Raw genomic sequence first — 18,312 nt, 5'->3', positions numbered from 1 at the left:
GGATTAGTTCAGGGAATGACAAGTGTAGATTCCATTGTTCAGTTCTTTTTTATTTGTGACACTCCTGTACTCTTACAATGAATGATATGGTTTTCACTTTATGAGTCGCTTTTTTTATTGTAAAGGTAATGCTTTTTTGATTGATAAAAAATAGAAGAAGTATTAGTTTGACAAATGAGTGACCGCTCATATATAATTATATATGAATAAATGCTCATGTTTAAAGTGAGGAGGTCAGAGCATGAAAAGCTATCGATTAGAAGGATTGGATTGCGCAAACTGTGCAATGAAAATCGAAAAAAGAATCAACGAAATCAATGGGGTAAAGCAAGCAAATGTTAACTTTGCTGTAGGTAAATTAACGATTGACGCAGATCAGGATAAGATAGGTGAAATCGAAACTGAAACTAGAAAAGTGATCAAGGAATTAGAACCAGAAGTTGAGGTAAAAGAGATGGAAGAAGTGACTTCGACATTAAATGAAGAAAAAAAGGATCTGATTCGTATTGTCCTATCAGCTATTGGCTTATTAGGCTTGTTTATTTGGGATCCAGCTGAACCGATTCGTTTTATTGGATTTTTACTTGTCTATTTATTTATTGGTTTTGATGTTATTAAACAAGCTGCATTAAACATTACGAGAGGTCAATTGTTTGATGAAAATTTTTTGATGGCAATCGCAACGATCGGTGCGATGTTGATTGGTGAATATCCAGAGGCAGTAGCGGTCATGTTGTTTTATCAAGTAGGAGAATATTTCCAAGGCTTTGCAGTCAACCAATCAAGAAAATCGATACGTGCATTGATGGAGATTCGACCAGAAGTGGCTCATGTTGAAACAGAAGCTGGATTGGTGACAACCCAGCCAGAAAGAGTAATGATTGGGGAGCATGTTTTTGTCAAACCAGGAGAACGAGTACCATTAGATGGGAAAGTCATCAGTGGGCAGTCATTAGTTGACACTTCTGCATTAACGGGAGAATCGGTTCCAAAAGAAGTTTTTGAAGGAGAGTCAGTATTAAGTGGTTTTATCAATATCAATCAACCATTAGTTGTTGAAGTAGAAAAAAATTATCAAAACTCAACCATTAGTAAATTGCTCGAATTAGTAGAAAATGCAAGTAGTAAAAAGGCACCAGCAGAAAATTTCATCACTAAATTTGCTCGTTACTACACGCCAGTGGTAGTAGTATTAGCTGTTTTATTAGCCATTTTACCACCACTTGTGTTACCAAATACAGGATTTGATGAATGGATTTACCGAGCTTTGACGTTCTTAGTGATTTCGTGTCCTTGTGCTTTAGTAATTTCGGTACCTTTAAGCTTTTTTGGAGGGATTGGTGGAGCTAGTAAAATGGGTGTATTAGTGAAGGGTAGTAATTACCTTGAATTATTAGCTCATACAGACACCATGGTTTTTGACAAAACAGGAACTCTGACAAAAGGTGATTTTTCTGTTCAATCAATTGAAACTACTATGGTTGAACCTTTATTCATGCAATATGTTGCAAGTGTAGAACAATATTCGACACATCCGATTGCACAAGCGATTTTAGCTGATTATGAAGGAGCATTATTACCCACGGATCAAATGGAAGAAGTTTTAGGCGAAGGAATCAAGGCAGTTGTGGATGGGAAAGTAGTCTTAGTAGGAAATCATAAACTTTTCACTCGATACAATATAGCCTTTCCAGTCAATCAAGCAGTTGGTACCTTAGTATATGTGGCAATTGATCAACAGTATGTTGGAAGCATAGTGATTGCAGATTCCATCAAAGAAGATGCAAAAGCAGCTTTACAAAAACTAAAAAAACTTGGAGTTAAACAAACTGTGATGCTTACCGGGGACGCACAAGCAATTGCGACACATATTGGAAATGAATTAGGAATCGACACGGTCTATAGCGAGCTCTTACCGCAAGACAAAGTGGCTAAATTAGAGCAAATCCTCACGAACGCATCGCAAAAGACTGCGTTTGTTGGTGACGGAATCAATGATGCACCTGTGCTAGCTAGAGCTGATGTCGGAATAGCGATGGGAGGTCTTGGAAGTGATGCAGCAATCGAAGCGGCTGATGTAGTGATCATGAATGATGAACCTGGAAAAATCGCAGATGCTATTCGCTTATCAAGAAAAACGTTGAAAATCGTTAAACAAAATATTATCTTTGCAATCGGGATCAAAAGTGTTGTCTTAATTTTAGGCGCATTCGGGATCGCCACAATGGGAGATGCCGTATTTGCTGATGTAGGTGTCACTGTACTAGCAGTCTTAAACGCTATGAGATGTTTAAAACTCTAACGATCGACTGTTGATCTAAACACAAGCATCGTTAAAGTGAACTTTTCTTGCCTACGGAGTAGGATTATCAGAAAATAAGTGAAAATCTTTAACCAAACTATTTATATGCGTGTTTAAAATGAAGTTCTATAGGTGTATTTTGTTTGTTATTGATCAATAGAAAAGAAATTTTCCTTTATTCGTCAGCTTGATGACTGTTCGGATGAAAGGGGAATTTCTTTTTTTATTTAAAAGCAACGATTTTTGAATTGTACTACCCATTGTTGTTTTTTGATTAGAAAGTAAGCATATTAAAATAACTATTTGATCTAATTTTTAGAAAATTCTTTTACATCGTTCAGTTTGAAAGGGATTAACTAATTTATACAAGGTGTTATCTTGTGTAAAATGATAAAAAGATGGAAGAATAGTGTGGTAAAATTAAAAATATACACACATAAAATAACGAACTATTGTAAATAGATAAGAATTTGTTTATGATTGTAAATAGATAAATATTTTATTTAAAAAAATTTAAAAGGAGAAAACAGATGAACGATAAACAACTACGTTGGTTTACCGTAGCACTCATTGCTTTCAACATGGTTTGGGGCATGGGGAATGTAGTAAACAACTATGCGCAACAAGGAATTTCAGTTGTTACTTCTTGGCTATTGATTCTTGCTATTTATTTTATCCCTTATGCCTTGATCGTAGGGCAACTTGGTTCCGCATTTAAAGACAGTAAAGGTGGCGTCAGCTCTTGGGTCGAAAATACGACATCAAATAAACGGTTGGCATACTATGCTGCATGGACTTATTGGGTCGTCCACATTCCTTATCTTGCACAAAAACCTCAGGCAATTTTGATTGCTGCTGGATGGGCAGTTCAAGGAAATGGAAATATTGTTAACACAATGACTGTTCAAATGGTAGCAGTGATTTCCTTAGTAATTTTCTTAGCCTTCTTGTATCTTTCTACAAAAGGATTATCCACATTGAAGGTCATTGGTGGATTAGCAGGAACTGCGATGTTTGTCATGTCACTTTTATTTATTTTGATGGCAGTAACAGCTCCATTTATTACTACTGATATGGAATTTGCTACTACAGGAATGAATCAGGTCAAAACATACATCCCGACATTTGACTTTAGCTATTTTACGACCGTTTCGATGCTTGTATTTGCAGTAGGTGGGGCAGAAAAAATCTCTCCTTATGTTAATTCCACAAGAAATCCAGCCAAAGAATTTCCAAAAGGAATGATTTTCTTGGCTGCAATGGTTGGTGTTTGTGCGGTTTTAGGTTCTGTAGCGATGGGAATGTTATTTGCGAGTGACAATATTCCGAAAGACTTAATGGCAAATGGTGCTTACAGTGCTTTCCAAATCCTAGGCAACTATTATGGCATTGGTAATTCGTTGATGATCATCTATGCTTTGACAAATATGGTTGGTCAAATTTCCGCATTAGCCTTCTCAATCGATGCACCACTGAAAATTTTATTAGCAGATGCAGATCCAGAATTTGTTCCTTCATGGTTACGTAAACGAAGCAATAAAGGAACACTCGTCAATGGCTATTTATTGACTGGGATTTTAGTTAGCATCATCATTTTACTACCCATTTTTGGAATCAAAGACATGAACGAATTAGTGAAATGGTTGACTAATCTAAATTCAGTAGTAATGCCTATGCGTTATTTATGGGTATTCTTAGCGTATATGATGTTGAATAAAGCTTACAAGAAATTTACTTCTGAGTATAAATTCGTGAAGAATCCAAAGGTTGGTTTTATTTTCGGTGCTTGGTGTTTTGCCTTTACCGCTTTTGCTTGTATTCTGGGAATGGTTCCCAAAGTCGAGTATGCGGCTGATCCTAAAGCTTGGTGGTTCCAGTTGATCTCAAATGTCGTTACACCAATTATTTTGATCATGTTGGGAATGATCTTACCAGCGATTGCCCGTCGTGATAAAAATAAAAATGTAAAAGAAACATTGATTAAAACATAATGAGCTGAGAGAGAAACGATCGTTTCTCTCTTTTTTTGTGCCTCATGTTATCATAAATAAAAAAAGAAAAAGTTTTGAGTGGAGGAGGAATAAGATGAAGATAGTAATTTTAGGACAAAGTGGCTCTGGAAAATCGACACTGGCAAGAACTATTCAAGAAACGGCAAAGATTCCTCTTTTACCCTTAGATTTTTTATGGCATGGTACAGATTATAGTGAAAAGGCACAAGTTTGGTTTCAACTAGAGCAAGAAAACTTTATGGCTAAACATGAGAACTGGATCATCGAAGGAAACTATCTTGCTACTGCTGCAAAGAGGTTGCAAGAAGCAGATCAAATCATCTTATTACGAGTGCCAACGTATCTTGCAATGACTCGTGTCATCAAACGAACTTTAAAAAGAAAGCGAGATCGTGCGACCAGACCTGACATGCCTAATGAGTTTACTGAAAAGTTGGATAAAGAATACTTGGATTTTTTGTGTTTTGTTTGGCGTTTTAAGCGAAAGAATGAATCTCGAATCTTCCAACTGATCGATACATTGCAAGTGAAAAATAAATTACTCATTTTAGATAATAAACGTGATCGACAAAAGTATATTGACCAGTTGAAAAAAAATAAGCCCATTGTTTGACAATTTTCGATTACAGTTGTAATCTATTATCGAAGTTAAGTTTACAAATGTAATCGATGGAGGTGAAAAACCAATGGAAGAAAAGAGAGTATTAATTAAAATCAGTGATTCTGAATGGGAAGTCATGCGAGTTATCTGGACTTTAGGTCAAGCAAATGCCCAACAAATCACTCAGATATTAGCTGATTCGATGGATTGGAAAGTAGCAACTGTTAAAACCCTTCTAGGGCGTTTGGTGAAAAAAGAAGCGCTTTGGACTGAACAAGAGGGAAAGAAATTTATTTATCATCCAGCTGTTTCCGAGATGGAAACCGTTCGAAGTGCTACTGAAAATCTCTTTTCACATATTTGTGCAAAAAGAGTCGGTGCGACAATTGCTGATTTGGTTGAAGAAGCGACATTGACCCAAGAAGATATTCAGCAGATCATGAAACAACTCAATAAAAAAGAGCCAGTCGAAACGATTGAATGTAATTGTATACCTGGCCAATGTGAATGTAAGAAACAGTAATAAGGAGGAAACAAGAATGAAACAAGAATTTTCAGTTAAAGGGATGAGTTGCAACCATTGTGTGGCTCGGATTGAAGAAGCGGTCGGAAGAATCAGTGGTGTCAAAAAAGTAAAAGTTCAGCTGAAAAAAGAAAAAGCCGTTGTGAAATTTGATGAAGCAAATGTTCAAGCGACAGAGATTTGTCAAGCAATCAATGAATTAGGCTATCAAGCAGAGGTGATTTGATGGCAACGAATACCAAAATGGAAACATTTGTCATTACTGGAATGACATGTGCGAATTGTTCTGCTCGAATCGAAAAAGAACTAAATGAACAACCTGGTGTCATGTCTGCTACTGTCAATTTAGCCACTGAAAAGGCAAGTGTGAAATATACCGACACTACTACAGAAAGATTGATCAAAAGTGTCGAAAATATCGGCTATGGGGCAATTTTATATGACGAAGCGCATAAACAAAAAATTGCTGAGGAGAAACAAACCTATTTAAGAAAAATGAAGTTTGATCTTATCTTTAGTGCGATCTTGACTCTACCCTTGATGTTAGCAATGATTGCCATGATGCTTGGAAGTCATGGACCAATTGTGTCGTTCTTCCATCTGCCTCTTGTGCAGTTGCTCTTTGCTTTGCCTGTGCAATTTTATGTAGGTTGGCGCTTTTATAAAGGAGCCTATCATGCATTAAAAACTAAAGCGCCGAATATGGATGTCTTAGTTGCGATTGGAACATCTGCAGCCTTCGCATTAAGCATTTATAATGGTTTTTTCCCTAGCCATTCCCATGATCTTTATTTTGAAAGTAGCAGTATGATCATTACCTTGATTTTACTTGGAAAGTATTTAGAACATACAGCAAAAAGTAAAACAGGCGATGCCATCAAACAGTTGATGTCCCTTCAGACAAAAACAGCACAAGTTTTAAGAGATGGCAAAGAAGAGACGATTGCAATTGATGAGGTCATGATCGATGACATCTTAGTGATTCGTCCTGGTGAACAAGTACCTACAGATGGACGGATCATTGCTGGCACTAGTGCATTGGATGAAAGCATGTTGACAGGAGAAAGTGTACCTGTTGAGAAAAAAGAAAAAGATATGGTTTTTGGTGGAACGATCAATACCAATGGATTGATCCAAATACAAGTTTCTCAGATAGGAAAAGATACGGTGTTGGCACAAATCATCCAAATGGTGGAAGATGCTCAAGGAAGTAAAGCACCGATCCAACAAATTGCTGACAAGATTTCAGGGATTTTCGTACCGATCGTTTTGTTTTTAGCATTGGTGACACTATTAGTTACAGGATGGCTCACGAAGGATTGGCAGTTAGCATTGCTTCATAGTGTGTCCGTTTTAGTCATTGCTTGCCCATGTGCGCTTGGTTTAGCAACACCAACTGCCATCATGGTAGGAACAGGAGTCGGTGCTCATAATGGGATATTGATCAAAGGTGGCGAAGCGTTAGAAGGAGCCGCTCATCTAAATAGTATTATTTTGGATAAAACTGGAACGATTACACAAGGCCGACCAGAAGTAACAGATGTCATCGGTCCCAAAGAGATCATTTCCCTTTTCTATTCCCTTGAACATGCTTCTGAACATCCTTTAGGAAAAGCTATTGTTGCTTATGGTGCAAAAGTCGGTGCAAAAACTCAGCCAATCACTGATTTTGTTGCTCATCCTGGTGCAGGAATCAGTGGAACGATCAACGGTGTTCATTATTTTGCTGGGACAAGAAAGAGACTAGCTGAAATGAACCTTTCATTTGATGAATTTCAAGAACAGGCGTTAGAATTAGAACAGGCAGGGAAAACAGTGATGTTTTTAGCCAACGAAGAACAGGTTCTTGGAATGATTGCCGTTGCTGATCAAATCAAAGAAGATGCAAAACAAGCAATCGAGCAACTACAACAAAAAGGTGTCGATGTGTTTATGGTTACGGGAGATAATCAACGAGCCGCTCAAGCAATCGGCAAACAAGTAGGAATTGATTCCGACCATATCTTTGCAGAAGTTTTACCCGAAGAAAAAGCCAACTATGTAGAAAAACTACAGAAAGCTGGAAAGAAAGTTGGCATGGTCGGTGATGGAATCAATGATGCCCCAGCGCTAGCTTTAGCAGATGTTGGGATTGCAATGGGAAGTGGAACCGATATTGCGATGGAAACAGCCGATGTGACATTAATGAATAGTCATTTAACTTCTATCAATCAAATGATTTCTTTATCAGCTGCCACATTAAAAAAAATCAAACAAAATTTGTTTTGGGCATTCATTTATAATACGATCGGGATTCCTTTTGCTGCCTTTGGTTTTTTAAACCCAATCATTGCTGGTGGCGCAATGGCCTTTAGTTCAATCAGTGTATTATTGAATTCTTTAAGCTTAAATCGAAAAACGATCAAATAAATCGTTTCAGAGGAAAGGAAGGAAAAAGATGAATAATGGAATAGATCCTGAGAATGAAACAAATAAAAAGGGCGCTATTGGAAAGAATCCTGAGGAAAAAATAACTGTAGAACAAACGAATACCAAGAATAATTTACAGGAACATGGAAAAATGGAAAATATGGATCAACACCATACGCATGGACACATGGAACGGCACCAACAGATGGACCATGGACACATGAGCGGAATGGATCATAGCCATATGGATCATGAAGATATGAGTGGAATGAATCATAGCCACATGGGTCATGAAAATATGAGTGGAATGGATCATTCTATGCACATGGGGAACTTTAAGCAAAAATTTTGGCTTTCTCTGATTTTAGCGATTCCGATTATTCTTTTTTCACCGATGATGGGGATGTCCTTTCCTTTTCAAGTGACGTTTCCTGGCTCTAATTGGGTGGTGTTGGTTCTGGCAACGATTTTATTTATTTATGGCGGACAACCATTCTTAAGCGGAGCCAAAATGGAATTGAAACAAAAAAGTCCAGCAATGATGACACTGATTGCTATGGGGATTACCGTCGCATATGTTTATAGTGTGTATTCTTTTATAGCCAACCTCATCAACCCCCATACACATGTCATGGATTTTTTCTGGGAATTAGCAACGTTAATCGTAATCATGTTATTGGGACATTGGATCGAAATGAATGCAGTCTCTAATGCCAGCGATGCTTTACAAAAATTAGCAGAATTATTACCTGAATCGGTAAAACGATTGAAAAAAGACGGAACTGAAGAAACCGTCTCTTTAAAAGAAGTCCATGAAGGTGATCGTCTAATTGTTCGTGCTGGAGACAAGATGCCAACGGATGGGACGATCGACAAAGGACATACCATTGTTGATGAATCTGCTGTTACGGGTGAATCCAAAGGGGTTAAAAAGCAAGTGGGCGATTCGGTCATTGGTGGATCAATTAATGGCGACGGAACAATTGAAATTACTGTAACAGGTACTGGCGAAAATGGTTACCTTGCAAAAGTAATGGAGATGGTACGAAAAGCCCAAGGAGAAAAATCTAAATTAGAGTTTCTATCAGATAAAGTAGCAAAATGGTTATTTTATGTGGCTTTAGTAGTTGGGATCATCGCCTTTATTGCTTGGCTCTTCCTAGCAAATTTACCAGATGCACTAGAACGAATGGTCACCGTGTTCATCATTGCTTGTCCGCATGCACTGGGACTTGCGATTCCATTAGTCGTTGCTCGTTCGACTTCGATCGCAGCTAAAAATGGGTTGCTTTTGAAAAATCGGAATGCGATGGAACAAGCCAATGATCTAGATGTGATCATGTTAGATAAAACAGGCACGTTGACCCAAGGGAAATTTACTGTAACTGGTATTGAGATTTTAGATGAAGCTTATCAAGAAGAAGAAATCTTGAAATATATTGGTGCTTTAGAAGCACATGCAAATCATCCTTTAGCGATTGGGATAATGAATTATTTAAAAGAAAAAAAGATTACTCCTTATCAAGCACAGGAACAAAAAAATTTAGCAGGTGTTGGTTTAGAAGCAACTGTGGAAGACAAAGATGTTAAAATTATTAATGAAAAAGAAGCAAAACGTTTAGGACTAAAAATCGACCCTGAACGATTAAAAAACTATGAAGCTCAAGGAAACACTGTCAGCTTTTTAGTAGTTTCAGATAAATTAGTGGCTGTGATTGCTCTAGGAGATGTCATTAAACCAGAAGCAAAAGAGTTTATCCAAGCGATCAAAGAAAAAAATATTATCCCAGTCATGTTGACTGGGGATAACCCCAAAGCAGCCCAAGCAGTAGCCGAATATCTTGGAATCAATGAATATTACGGCGGTCTACTGCCAGATGACAAAGAGGCGATCGTACAAAGATATCTTGATCAAGGAAAAAAAGTGATCATGGTTGGTGACGGCATCAATGATGCGCCAAGCTTAGCACGGGCAACGATAGGTATGGCAATCGGAGCAGGAACTGATATTGCGATTGATTCTGCAGATGTTGTCTTAACGAACAGTGACCCCAAAGATATCTTGCATTTCTTAGAATTAGCAAAAGAAACAAGAAGAAAAATGATCCAAAATCTTTGGTGGGGCGCTGGTTATAATATTATTGCTATTCCTTTAGCAGCAGGAATCTTAGCACCAATCGGACTTATTTTAAGCCCAGCAGTGGGAGCAGTCTTGATGTCACTAAGTACAGTGGTCGTTGCGCTCAACGCCTTAACTTTAAAATAAGTTGTTAACGTTACTTGATTAACGAGTGAGTGTAAAAATAGAAAAAAGACAATCTTTAAGGACAAACACAAGCAAATTTATTCAAATGAAAACTGGCAAGCAGCTATTTTTCAGCGAATCAATTTTAGCAAAGGTCGTTAAAGATTGTCTTTTTTATTTATGTAGACAAAATGAAAAGAAAAAATGGCAGGAGAAAAGTTGAGAGAGGGATTCAAGAAATAATCAGTAACCATAGTTGTTCCCATTGTACGAAATTTTGCACAGTTCAATGTGTGACGGTAAGAAAAAAATAGCAGTAGTTAACTTTTTCGATCTGTTAAATTAGAATTTAATGAATTTCGTTTGAATTAAAGAAGAAAAAATATTTTTTTTCGTAATTTATATATAGGGAGATGTATTAATCTATAGTTGATCGTGCTCCTGAAACACACAGTAAAAAATAAGTGAGGGAACGCCAATGAAGTGGCAAAGATTATTGTCAAAAAATGTACAAAATCTATTTATATTGATCCATCAAATGAAAGATTTATCGTGGAAAAAAACGGATCTAGCAGAAAAACTATTAGTTGATGTGAAAACGATCGATCGATATTTAAAAAGATTAGAAGAAGGAGATTTTCCGATCCAACTGATTCAACATAAAAAAAGCGTAAAGCTGATTTATAATAAAGGCTACAGTGAGCCCTATTTATTGTTTGATTTTCTGATCCACTCCTCATCCTTTTGCTTATTGAAGGATTTGATTTTGAACACGGAGTATCAACAAGAGTATGATCGCTCCTCACAAGAGCGTCTAAGAAAATGGCTGGGGGAATATCATTTGTCTTTTTCTTATCGAAAACAACAACTTTATGGTTCTGAAAGAAAGATACGCTATCTTTTTTTCTGTTTTCTTAAAGATTTTCCCCTCTTTTTTATTGGGGATACAGAACAGTCTTTTTCCGAATTATTTATCCATTTGTTGGAGACACGTGCCCAAAATGCCGAAATCAAAATATTAGACGAACATCGCACGCTTTTTTTTGAACTTTTTCCAGAGTTGTTATTCCGACACGAACAACGGTTATCTGTCCGCGAAAAAAATTACCGCTGTATCGTTCGTTTAAGTTGCAACATCATTATCGAAAAATACTGGAAAAAAATTGAAGAAACGAAAATCTACCGAAAATTAATGACCTTAACAGAGAAATTGGATTCGTTGTTTTGGTTGGCTAGTGAATTTGAAAGTACGAATAAAACAACGATTACGCGAGTTATCTATCAAGAGTGGCTCCGTTACTCAATTGGACTACACGAAAGAGTAGTCAAAGAGGAATTTCATGAGTATCAGGAAAGCTTGCGTTTGGTGCCGAATGTTAATGAAAAACTTTATCAATACCGGATGGCTTTACAACAAGCACTTACATATCCATCGTATGAATGGGGCCTACTTTTACTTAAAGTTTTGCAAGAAAGAGGATACCTGGAAATCTATCCACCAGAAGTAAAAATCGTCTTTTTTTTTCGTTACGATCACGAGGAAGCGCGCCGCCTAGCTTCTGTTCTGGATAAGACCTTGCGACATCGAAAACGGACCTCCATACATGTTTGTACTCGATCAATCCCTCCAAGTTATGCACAATTGATTATTACGGACCATTTTTTTCCATTAAATAATAGTAAACATCAAAAGACTTATTTCTACCAACCTTCTTTTGGGGTAGATCGTCTACTATCAGATATTGATTATTGGATTGATACGAAAAATTGATTTTTATCATATGAAAAGGGTGTGTTATAATAAAGAAGATGAGTAAAGGAGGATGTCTTTTGGATTTAAAGAAATTAGAAGTTCCTACATCTTCAATCACTGAAGTAAAACGATCACCGATGGATGTATTTGATCAGGCAAGAAAAGCTGAAACCGGTGTATATATATTTAATCGTGAAAAAGTTGCAGGAGTGATGTTGACACAAGAGCAATATGAAACACTGTTACAAGAATTAGCAGATTTACGTCAGAAGGCAAATGAAGAAGTACAGGCACCTATAGAAAGTAATGAACTACTTGGAAACTACGCTGACCAAACAGCTGCTGTCGTTTCGACTTCTGATGGTCTAGATGAGCTGGTACAAACACTGAAACGTTATTTGATTACTGGTGTAACGATTTCTGCTAAAAACTTAGATGAACGAATGGTTACACTAGGTTTCATTACGAAAAAGACGGGCTTTGGAGGAGTGGTCGATATGTTAAACGAATTGAACGCAACTGGAAAGATCAATTATCAGTTACGTAGAAAACCAAACAGTCGTACAGTAATTGCCGAGATTATTGGTGAACAAGACAGTCAATCACAATTATTTGATAAAATTATTATAAAAAAAATCTATCTGCATGAACTTTAATGAATAGCGTAAATTTTTATTTTTTGCTTCTTTCGGTGCTATGATTTTTCAGACTTTTTTACAAGGATCAATGAGAAATCATAGCTGATTTTCTATAAAAATTGGGTGGTTACCGATCCTTTGCTAGTCATATTTTTTCGATTCACTGATTTAACGAGTGAAAATTCTTGCCCAAAAAGCCCCAAGAATTTGAGGGATCAAATACAAAACCGAAAGCAGTAAAATCAGTTGGGTTGGTTTGAATGGCTGGTAAAAGAAATGCCAATCAGAGTAATAGTGACAAATCAAATAAGAAATGAATGTTGAACTAATATTAATAAAGAAGAGAAAGAGTAACTGTTGCTTTTTCTGGAAGCTAAAGCCAGCGTAAAAAGACAGAAAAATCAAAAAAATCAAGCCAAAAACAGAATGATACCGATAATCTAGTAGTAAAGAGAAGTACACATACGGAATGAAAAGTAAGAGCAAAATTAATTTTTTTTCATGATTTTTCATGGTGTGTTCCCCCAATCAGGTGAATCCGATTTCTCCTACTTTCATTCTAAAATCAACCAGCTAATAATCAAACACTTTTTTGAAATTTGTAGATTAAATGAATAAACTCTCATAGCCTTATCTCTAAAAAAAAAGATTTTCCTCCTAATTTTTTTAGAGAAAACGCTTATAGTAGGTGAAAGAAAAAATCGCGTAGGAGTAAAGTGATGAAAAAGAAAATAAAACTTGAACAATTGTATTTATTTTTTTGGTTTTTTCCAATTCTGCTGTTGCCGTTTACTTGGGTGAATGCCGTTGTTCAGGGAGCAGAAATTTTGGGGCTAATTCATGGTACTGGGATTGTAGTATCGAAAAATTTTCCAATTTTAACACTATTCTATTTTTTAGTGAGTATGAGCTTGATTTTGACAAATAAATTTATGAATAGTTATAATTGGCATTTGATTCATTTTTCTTGTATGTTGGTTTTTACTTCCTTTTTTTCTATTCTGCCACGAATCATTGTTGGACCGAATGGCTTAAGTTAAAGTGGATTGAAAGATACAGGGGAAACTTCGATGTACTTTTTGACCATTAAACCAAGTTTTTATCTAGCGATTCTTTCGTTTTTATTAGCAGTCATTTTTTATTCTATAGCAAAATTAAGAATAAAAGAAAAACTGTCCGGCGAAGTTAATAAATTGGTTCAATAAAGAGGAAACATTGTGAGCAAATGATAGTAGCGAACAGTGTTTTTTTTGCTCTTTGTCAAAGATTTTTGATCCCAAAACAGGCGTTGGCAGGATTCGACATTTTGAAAACACTGTACAAAAATACCTGAAAGGATGGAAGAAGCAAGGTTGCCTGAAGAAAATCAAATATAAAAGAATAAATAACTGAATGCACTAATATTCTGCAAATGAAATATTTCTTTTCATGTAATAATCAACCTTTTTTAAGCAAGCTAAAGATCTTCATTCTATGATATAATATTATTGTAGAAAGTTTGTGGCGGTTTGGCAAATCCAATTGAAGGAGCGTGGTGCCTATGGGCTTATTAGCTTATCGGACGTACTCTTTAGAAAGGAAATGCCTGATTTGTTCTCATTGGATCAAATCATTGCTATTATCGGAGCAGCAGCAGTAGTAATTACTGCCGTAGCGAAAGCTAGCGATTCGATTTTAGCTTGGTTAAAGTTCAAAAAAGAACAAAAAAAATAGAGCCGTCTCAACTTTTGGCAGAGTAGACAGGCTCTAAACTTGTTAAAAAATGCCATCCGCTTTGAACGGACTACACATTAAGGGCTATGTTAGCGCATAGCTCCTTTATTTAATTATAGTATATCGTAGATAGAGAAGAAAGAAAAGGATTAAAGGTTAGTTTTGATATAAATTAACCTTTATTTTTGGGCTTTTTGTCAAATGACGTTGGTAAAGAGAAAGTCTAGAATCATTTGGCCAGAAAGAAGAAAACTTCTTTCTGTGTTTTTTTTGGTTAAAATAGTTTTACGTGACGGATAATGGTTTAAAGGATTTCAGGGGGGCTCTTCTCTCTGTTTTTACATCATAAAAAATTTGTCGGTGAATTTCACCAACATCAAAAAGTACGAAGCCTTTTTATTTGGCTTCGATTTACGATAACTTTACATAAATTAACTTGATATTTACACCTTCAATATGCAGGATTTACAGTAGATTGCTACAATTTACTTGTAAATAAGAAAGGGGTATATCAATGAAAAAAGTATTATTTTCTTTAGGTGTTTTAGGTCTTATGTTAGCTGGCTGTGGTTCCGGTTCTGGTAGCACGGATGGCTCCGCAGCACAAAATAATTCTGCAACTTCTGGCGATCAAGTCAAAATCGTGGCTGTCGGATCTACTGCGCTCCAACCTCTAGTCGATGCGGCACAAGAAAGTTTTGTCCAAAAAAATCCCAACTATCAAATCTCTGTCCAAGGTGGCGGAAGTGGTACTGGGTTAAGTCAGGTCGAGTCTGGGGCAGTGACGATCGGAAACTCAGATGTCTTTGCTGAGGAAAAAGAAGGCGTAGATGCAAGTAAAATAAAGGATCATAAAGTTGCGGTGGTAGGTATGGCGCCAATTGTCAATAAAGACACGAACGTCAAAAATATTACAAAACAGGAATTAATTGATATATTCACTGGGAAAATTACCAATTGGCAAGAACTAGGTGGGAAAGATGAAAAAATCAATGTCATCAATCGGGCAAATGGTAGTGGTACACGAGCTACTTTTGAAAAGTGGGGATTAGATGGTGCTACTCCAGTACAATCACAAGAACAGGATTCATCAGGAACTGTTCGACAAATTGTTAGCCAAACTCCTGGCGCGATCAGCTACCTTGCTTTTTCTTATTTGGATGATAAAACACAGGCTTTAAGTATTGATGGTGTAGAACCAAAAGAAGAAAATGTTGCTGACAACAGTTGGAAAATTTGGTCTTATGAACATATGTATACAAAAGGTGAGCCTTCCCCAGAAGTTCAAAAATTTTTAGATTATATGATGACAGACGAAATCCAACAAGGACCGGTGAAAGAACTCGGTTACTTACCAATTACTGCGATGAAAGTAGAACGTGATGCTGAAGGAAACTTAAAATAAGCAATCATGTACTCAAATCTGCTACCCCTAAAAGTGTGCCTTTAACGGGCATGCTTTTTTTTTAGCTATTTCCTGCAAATGAATATGACAGTAATGAAAGATATTTATTAGTCATTTCATAGGCTTTTTTTTCACAAATGTATTAAGGTAAATATAATACTAATAATCGAGGTAAACGGTAAATGAGAATATTTAGTCATCAAACGGAAGTTGAAAAAGATCAAACTTCAGTTAAAAATATTACAAGATATGCTCCCGATTATCGAGAGGGGCTAACAGATGAGCAAGTTGCAGAACGAGTGCATGCTCAAGCAACAAATGAAACGATCGACCCATCATTTAAAACGAACAAACAAATCGTTTTGCAAAATATATTTACTTATTTTAATTTGATTTTTATCGTCTTAGCAGTTTTATTATGTCTAGTTAGTTCCTATAAAAATTTGACTTTTTTGCCAGTGATTCTTGCAAACACGGGAATTGCTATCTATCAAGAGATTCGCTCAAAAAAGATATTAGATAATTTGAGTGTACTGAATGCAGCAAAAGTCACAGTCGTAAGAAACGGCGCAGCCAATAAGATCGATATGGAGGAATTAGTTTTAGATGATGTCATCTTGCTCGAAACGGGTCAACAGATTCCTGCAGACGGTTATGTCTTAGACGGTAAATTACAAGTCAACGAAGCACTTTTGACAGGTGAAGCAGATGAGATCGTGAAAGAAGTAGATGATTATTTGATGTCAGGGAGCTTTGTCGTTTCTGGTAAGGCTTATGTACGATTAGACAAGGTTGGCTATGACTCTTACATCTCCCAATTAACAGCAAAAGCAAAAAAAATGGGAGGAGGCGAACAATCAGAAATGATTGCTTCGCTGAATAAATTAATCAAATGGATCGGGATCATTATTATTCCCATCGGCATAACCTTGTTTTCACAAAGTTACTTTTTTAATGGCAACACGATCAAAGAAAGTGTGGTAGCCATGGAAGCAGCTTTAATCGGGATGATACCAGAAGGCTTGTATTTATTGACAACGATCGCTCTAGCAATGAGTGCCGCTCGTTTAGCTAAGCAACGAGTATTATTACATGATATGAAAAGCATAGAGACTTTAGCAAGGGTTAATGTACTATGTGTAGATAAAACGGGAACTATTACTGAAAATCAGATGTCTGTACAAAAACTAGTGATTGCTAAAAATGAGCAAGCGGAGCAACAGGCAACTAGGATTCAAGAACTCATTTCAGATTATGCTAAAGCTATGGCAAATGACAATGCGACGATGCAAGCAATCAAAACGTACTTTAATAAGCCTACAGATCAAGAACCTTTATCTATCTTGCCTTTTTCGTCGGTACAAAAATTCAGTAGCGTAACATTTGCGGATGGGGTCTATGTATTAGGAGCGCCAGAAGTGGTTTTACGTGAACGTTTCGAAACAGTTAAAAATGAATTTAATCAATATGCTGATCAGGGCTATCGTGTGTTGGTTTTCGGTAGTTACCAAGGAATATTGAGCGAAGCACTTTTAGAAGCAGAAGTGATTCCGCTTGCTTATCTTTTGATTGCCAACCCAATTCGAAAAGAAGCCCCTGACACATTTGCTTATTTTAAGGAACAAGGGGTAGCAATCAAAGTGATTTCAGGGGATAATCCGCAGACCGTTTCAACTGTCGCATTACAGGCGGGCATTGCTAATGCAGACCAATATATTGATGTTTCTCAACTTGCTGAGGAAGATTATCTCTCAGCAGTGGAAAAATACACCGTATTTGGACGGGTAAAACCTGAACAAAAAATGCAGTTCGTTCAGCTTCTTAAACAAAAAAATACAGTCGCGATGACTGGTGATGGTGTCAATGATATTTTAGCAATGAAAGAAGCTGATTGTAGTATCGCTATGGCTTCTGGCAACGAAGCAACGATCCAAGCTGCGCAAGTTGCCTTATTAGATTCTGATTTTTCTAGAATGCCTGAGATCGTAGCAGAAGGTCGGCGAGTTGTTAATAATATTGAACGATCTGCTAGTTTGTTTTTAGTAAAAAATATTTTTTCTTTCTTACTTTCCGTCTTTTCTGTCTTGTTCGCACTGACTTATCCGTTGGAGCCTTCTCAAATTACCTTGATTAGTCTGTTTACGATTGGTTTGCCATCGTTTTTACTTGCTCTTGAAGAAAACAAAAATCGAATTGAAGGAAAGTTTATTGTGAATGTCTTAGAAAAAGCCATTCCTGGTGGGCTAACAGATATGACTGTCGTGGGGACTTTAGTGGTAGGCGGTGTCATCTTGCATTTGAACAAGACAGATGTTTCCACTGCTTCAACGATGCTACTGACAGCGGTTGGTTTTCTCGTACTCTATAAAATTTGTCACCCATTGAACCAATTCAGAGGGCGGATCATTTTATTTTGCGCAGCAGGTATCTTATTTTCAGTCGTCTTTCTGCATAAATTATTTTCTATCTCCGCTATTTCACCCGTTTCGATTCTGTTGCTTTTGATTCTATTTTTTGCGGCGGACTCGATTTTCCGGCAGTATTCGCGAATGATTGAAAATTACAGCCAGTTGAAGGATGGAAAGAAAAAACGGTCTATTTGGTTCTGGCTCAAAGTGCTGTTTTCAGTAGACAATAAACACGATTAACAGATAGACAAAACAAAAAAGAGAGTGGGACAATAGTCAGAAAAAAATCTGATTATTGCCCCA

13 protein-coding genes and 1 pseudogene are annotated in these 18,312 nt (G+C 36.7%); 13 read left to right on the top strand and 1 reads right to left on the bottom strand.

Annotated elements, in window-relative coordinates; all coding sequences use genetic code 11:
* Positions 1–241: 241 nt before the first annotated feature.
* The 9 genes from AB3I42_RS11745 (at position 242) to AB3I42_RS11705 (ending at position 12,501) form a co-directional block, all read left to right on the top strand.
* Complete coding sequence (locus AB3I42_RS11745) at positions 242–2,302, top strand: heavy metal translocating P-type ATPase (RefSeq protein ID WP_010737929.1); 2,061 nt, start codon at positions 242–244, stop codon at positions 2,300–2,302.
* Between the two features lie 530 nt (positions 2,303–2,832).
* Complete coding sequence (locus tag AB3I42_RS11740; RefSeq protein ID WP_010737928.1) at positions 2,833–4,293, top strand: APC family permease; 1,461 nt, start codon at positions 2,833–2,835, stop codon at positions 4,291–4,293.
* A 94-nt stretch (positions 4,294–4,387) separates the two neighbouring features.
* The gene (locus AB3I42_RS11735) at positions 4,388–4,927 is read left to right on the top strand and encodes a topology modulation protein (protein ID WP_010737927.1); all 540 of its coding nucleotides are present in this window, start codon (positions 4,388–4,390) and stop codon (positions 4,925–4,927) included.
* A gap of 73 nt (positions 4,928–5,000) precedes the next feature.
* A complete protein-coding gene (locus AB3I42_RS11730) occupies positions 5,001–5,438 on the top strand; it encodes a CopY/TcrY family copper transport repressor (RefSeq protein ID WP_010718491.1) in 438 nt (145 codons plus the stop codon).
* A 16-nt stretch (positions 5,439–5,454) separates the two neighbouring features.
* Positions 5,455–5,664, top strand: coding sequence for a copper chaperone CopZ (gene copZ, locus AB3I42_RS11725; protein WP_010718490.1), 210 nt, complete (start codon positions 5,455–5,457; stop codon positions 5,662–5,664).
* Complete coding sequence (copA, locus tag AB3I42_RS11720; RefSeq protein WP_034700859.1) at positions 5,664–7,847, top strand: copper-translocating P-type ATPase CopA; 2,184 nt, start codon at positions 5,664–5,666, stop codon at positions 7,845–7,847. Before copZ ends, copA begins: the two co-directional genes overlap by 1 nt.
* A gap of 28 nt (positions 7,848–7,875) precedes the next feature.
* Positions 7,876–10,113, top strand: a complete 2,238-nt coding sequence (gene copB, locus AB3I42_RS11715) for a copper/silver-translocating P-type ATPase CopB (RefSeq protein WP_010737924.1) — start codon at positions 7,876–7,878, stop codon at positions 10,111–10,113.
* Positions 10,114–10,570: 457 nt separating this feature from the next.
* Positions 10,571–11,863 carry a helix-turn-helix domain-containing protein gene (locus tag AB3I42_RS11710; protein ID WP_010737923.1) on the top strand — a complete coding sequence of 431 codons (1,293 nt, stop codon included), beginning with the start codon at positions 10,571–10,573 and terminating at the stop codon, positions 11,861–11,863.
* A gap of 59 nt (positions 11,864–11,922) precedes the next feature.
* A complete protein-coding gene (locus tag AB3I42_RS11705; protein ID WP_181914377.1) occupies positions 11,923–12,501 on the top strand; it encodes a type II toxin-antitoxin system Phd/YefM family antitoxin in 579 nt (192 codons plus the stop codon).
* A gap of 150 nt (positions 12,502–12,651) precedes the next feature.
* Here AB3I42_RS11705 and AB3I42_RS11700 read toward each other — a convergent pair whose 3' ends face one another.
* Complete coding sequence (locus AB3I42_RS11700) at positions 12,652–12,996, bottom strand: hypothetical protein (protein ID WP_081123196.1); 345 nt, start codon at positions 12,994–12,996, stop codon at positions 12,652–12,654.
* Positions 12,997–13,202: 206 nt separating this feature from the next.
* Here AB3I42_RS11700 and AB3I42_RS11695 point away from each other — a divergent pair.
* The 4 genes and pseudogenes from AB3I42_RS11695 (at position 13,203) to AB3I42_RS11680 (ending at position 18,249) form a co-directional block, all read left to right on the top strand.
* Positions 13,203–13,688: pseudogene (locus AB3I42_RS11695) on the top strand (hypothetical protein).
* 295 nt (positions 13,689–13,983) lie between these two features.
* Positions 13,984–14,196 (top strand): hypothetical protein, encoded by a 213-nt coding sequence (locus AB3I42_RS11690; protein WP_014834536.1) that lies wholly within the window; start codon positions 13,984–13,986, stop codon positions 14,194–14,196.
* 514 nt (positions 14,197–14,710) lie between these two features.
* Complete coding sequence (locus tag AB3I42_RS11685) at positions 14,711–15,601, top strand: phosphate ABC transporter substrate-binding protein (RefSeq protein ID WP_010737921.1); 891 nt, start codon at positions 14,711–14,713, stop codon at positions 15,599–15,601.
* 182 nt (positions 15,602–15,783) lie between these two features.
* Positions 15,784–18,249: a cation-translocating P-type ATPase gene (locus AB3I42_RS11680; protein ID WP_181914378.1), complete on the top strand. Its 2,466-nt coding sequence runs from the start codon at positions 15,784–15,786 to the stop codon at positions 18,247–18,249.
* Positions 18,250–18,312: the final 63 nt, after the last annotated feature.

It is taken from the genome of Enterococcus sp. C53, from assembly GCF_040887425.1.
GTDB lineage: Bacteria > Bacillota > Bacilli > Lactobacillales > Enterococcaceae > Enterococcus_B > Enterococcus_B hirae.
The sequence above is the reverse complement of the archived record's forward strand: the minus strand, read 5'-3'. Positions and strand labels throughout refer to the sequence as shown.

What these genes read in the sequence shown, in the direction of transcription:
- AB3I42_RS11735 (WP_010737927.1), top strand. Translation starts at nt 4,388, where the DNA reads ATGAAGATAGTAATTTTAGGACAAAGTGGCTCTGGAAAATCGACACTG.
- AB3I42_RS11745 (WP_010737929.1), top strand. Translation starts at nt 242, where the DNA reads ATGAAAAGCTATCGATTAGAAGGATTGGATTGCGCAAACTGTGCAATG.
- AB3I42_RS11740 (WP_010737928.1), top strand. Translation starts at nt 2,833, where the DNA reads ATGAACGATAAACAACTACGTTGGTTTACCGTAGCACTCATTGCTTTC.
- AB3I42_RS11700 (WP_081123196.1), bottom strand. Translation starts at nt 12,996, where the DNA reads ATGAAAAATCATGAAAAAAAATTAATTTTGCTCTTACTTTTCATTCCG.
- copB (WP_010737924.1), top strand. Translation starts at nt 7,876, where the DNA reads ATGAATAATGGAATAGATCCTGAGAATGAAACAAATAAAAAGGGCGCT.
- AB3I42_RS11685 (WP_010737921.1), top strand. Translation starts at nt 14,711, where the DNA reads ATGAAAAAAGTATTATTTTCTTTAGGTGTTTTAGGTCTTATGTTAGCT.
- AB3I42_RS11730 (WP_010718491.1), top strand. Translation starts at nt 5,001, where the DNA reads ATGGAAGAAAAGAGAGTATTAATTAAAATCAGTGATTCTGAATGGGAA.
- AB3I42_RS11680 (WP_181914378.1), top strand. Translation starts at nt 15,784, where the DNA reads ATGAGAATATTTAGTCATCAAACGGAAGTTGAAAAAGATCAAACTTCA.
- copA (WP_034700859.1), top strand. Translation starts at nt 5,664, where the DNA reads ATGGCAACGAATACCAAAATGGAAACATTTGTCATTACTGGAATGACA.
- AB3I42_RS11710 (WP_010737923.1), top strand. Translation starts at nt 10,571, where the DNA reads ATGAAGTGGCAAAGATTATTGTCAAAAAATGTACAAAATCTATTTATA.
- copZ (WP_010718490.1), top strand. Translation starts at nt 5,455, where the DNA reads ATGAAACAAGAATTTTCAGTTAAAGGGATGAGTTGCAACCATTGTGTG.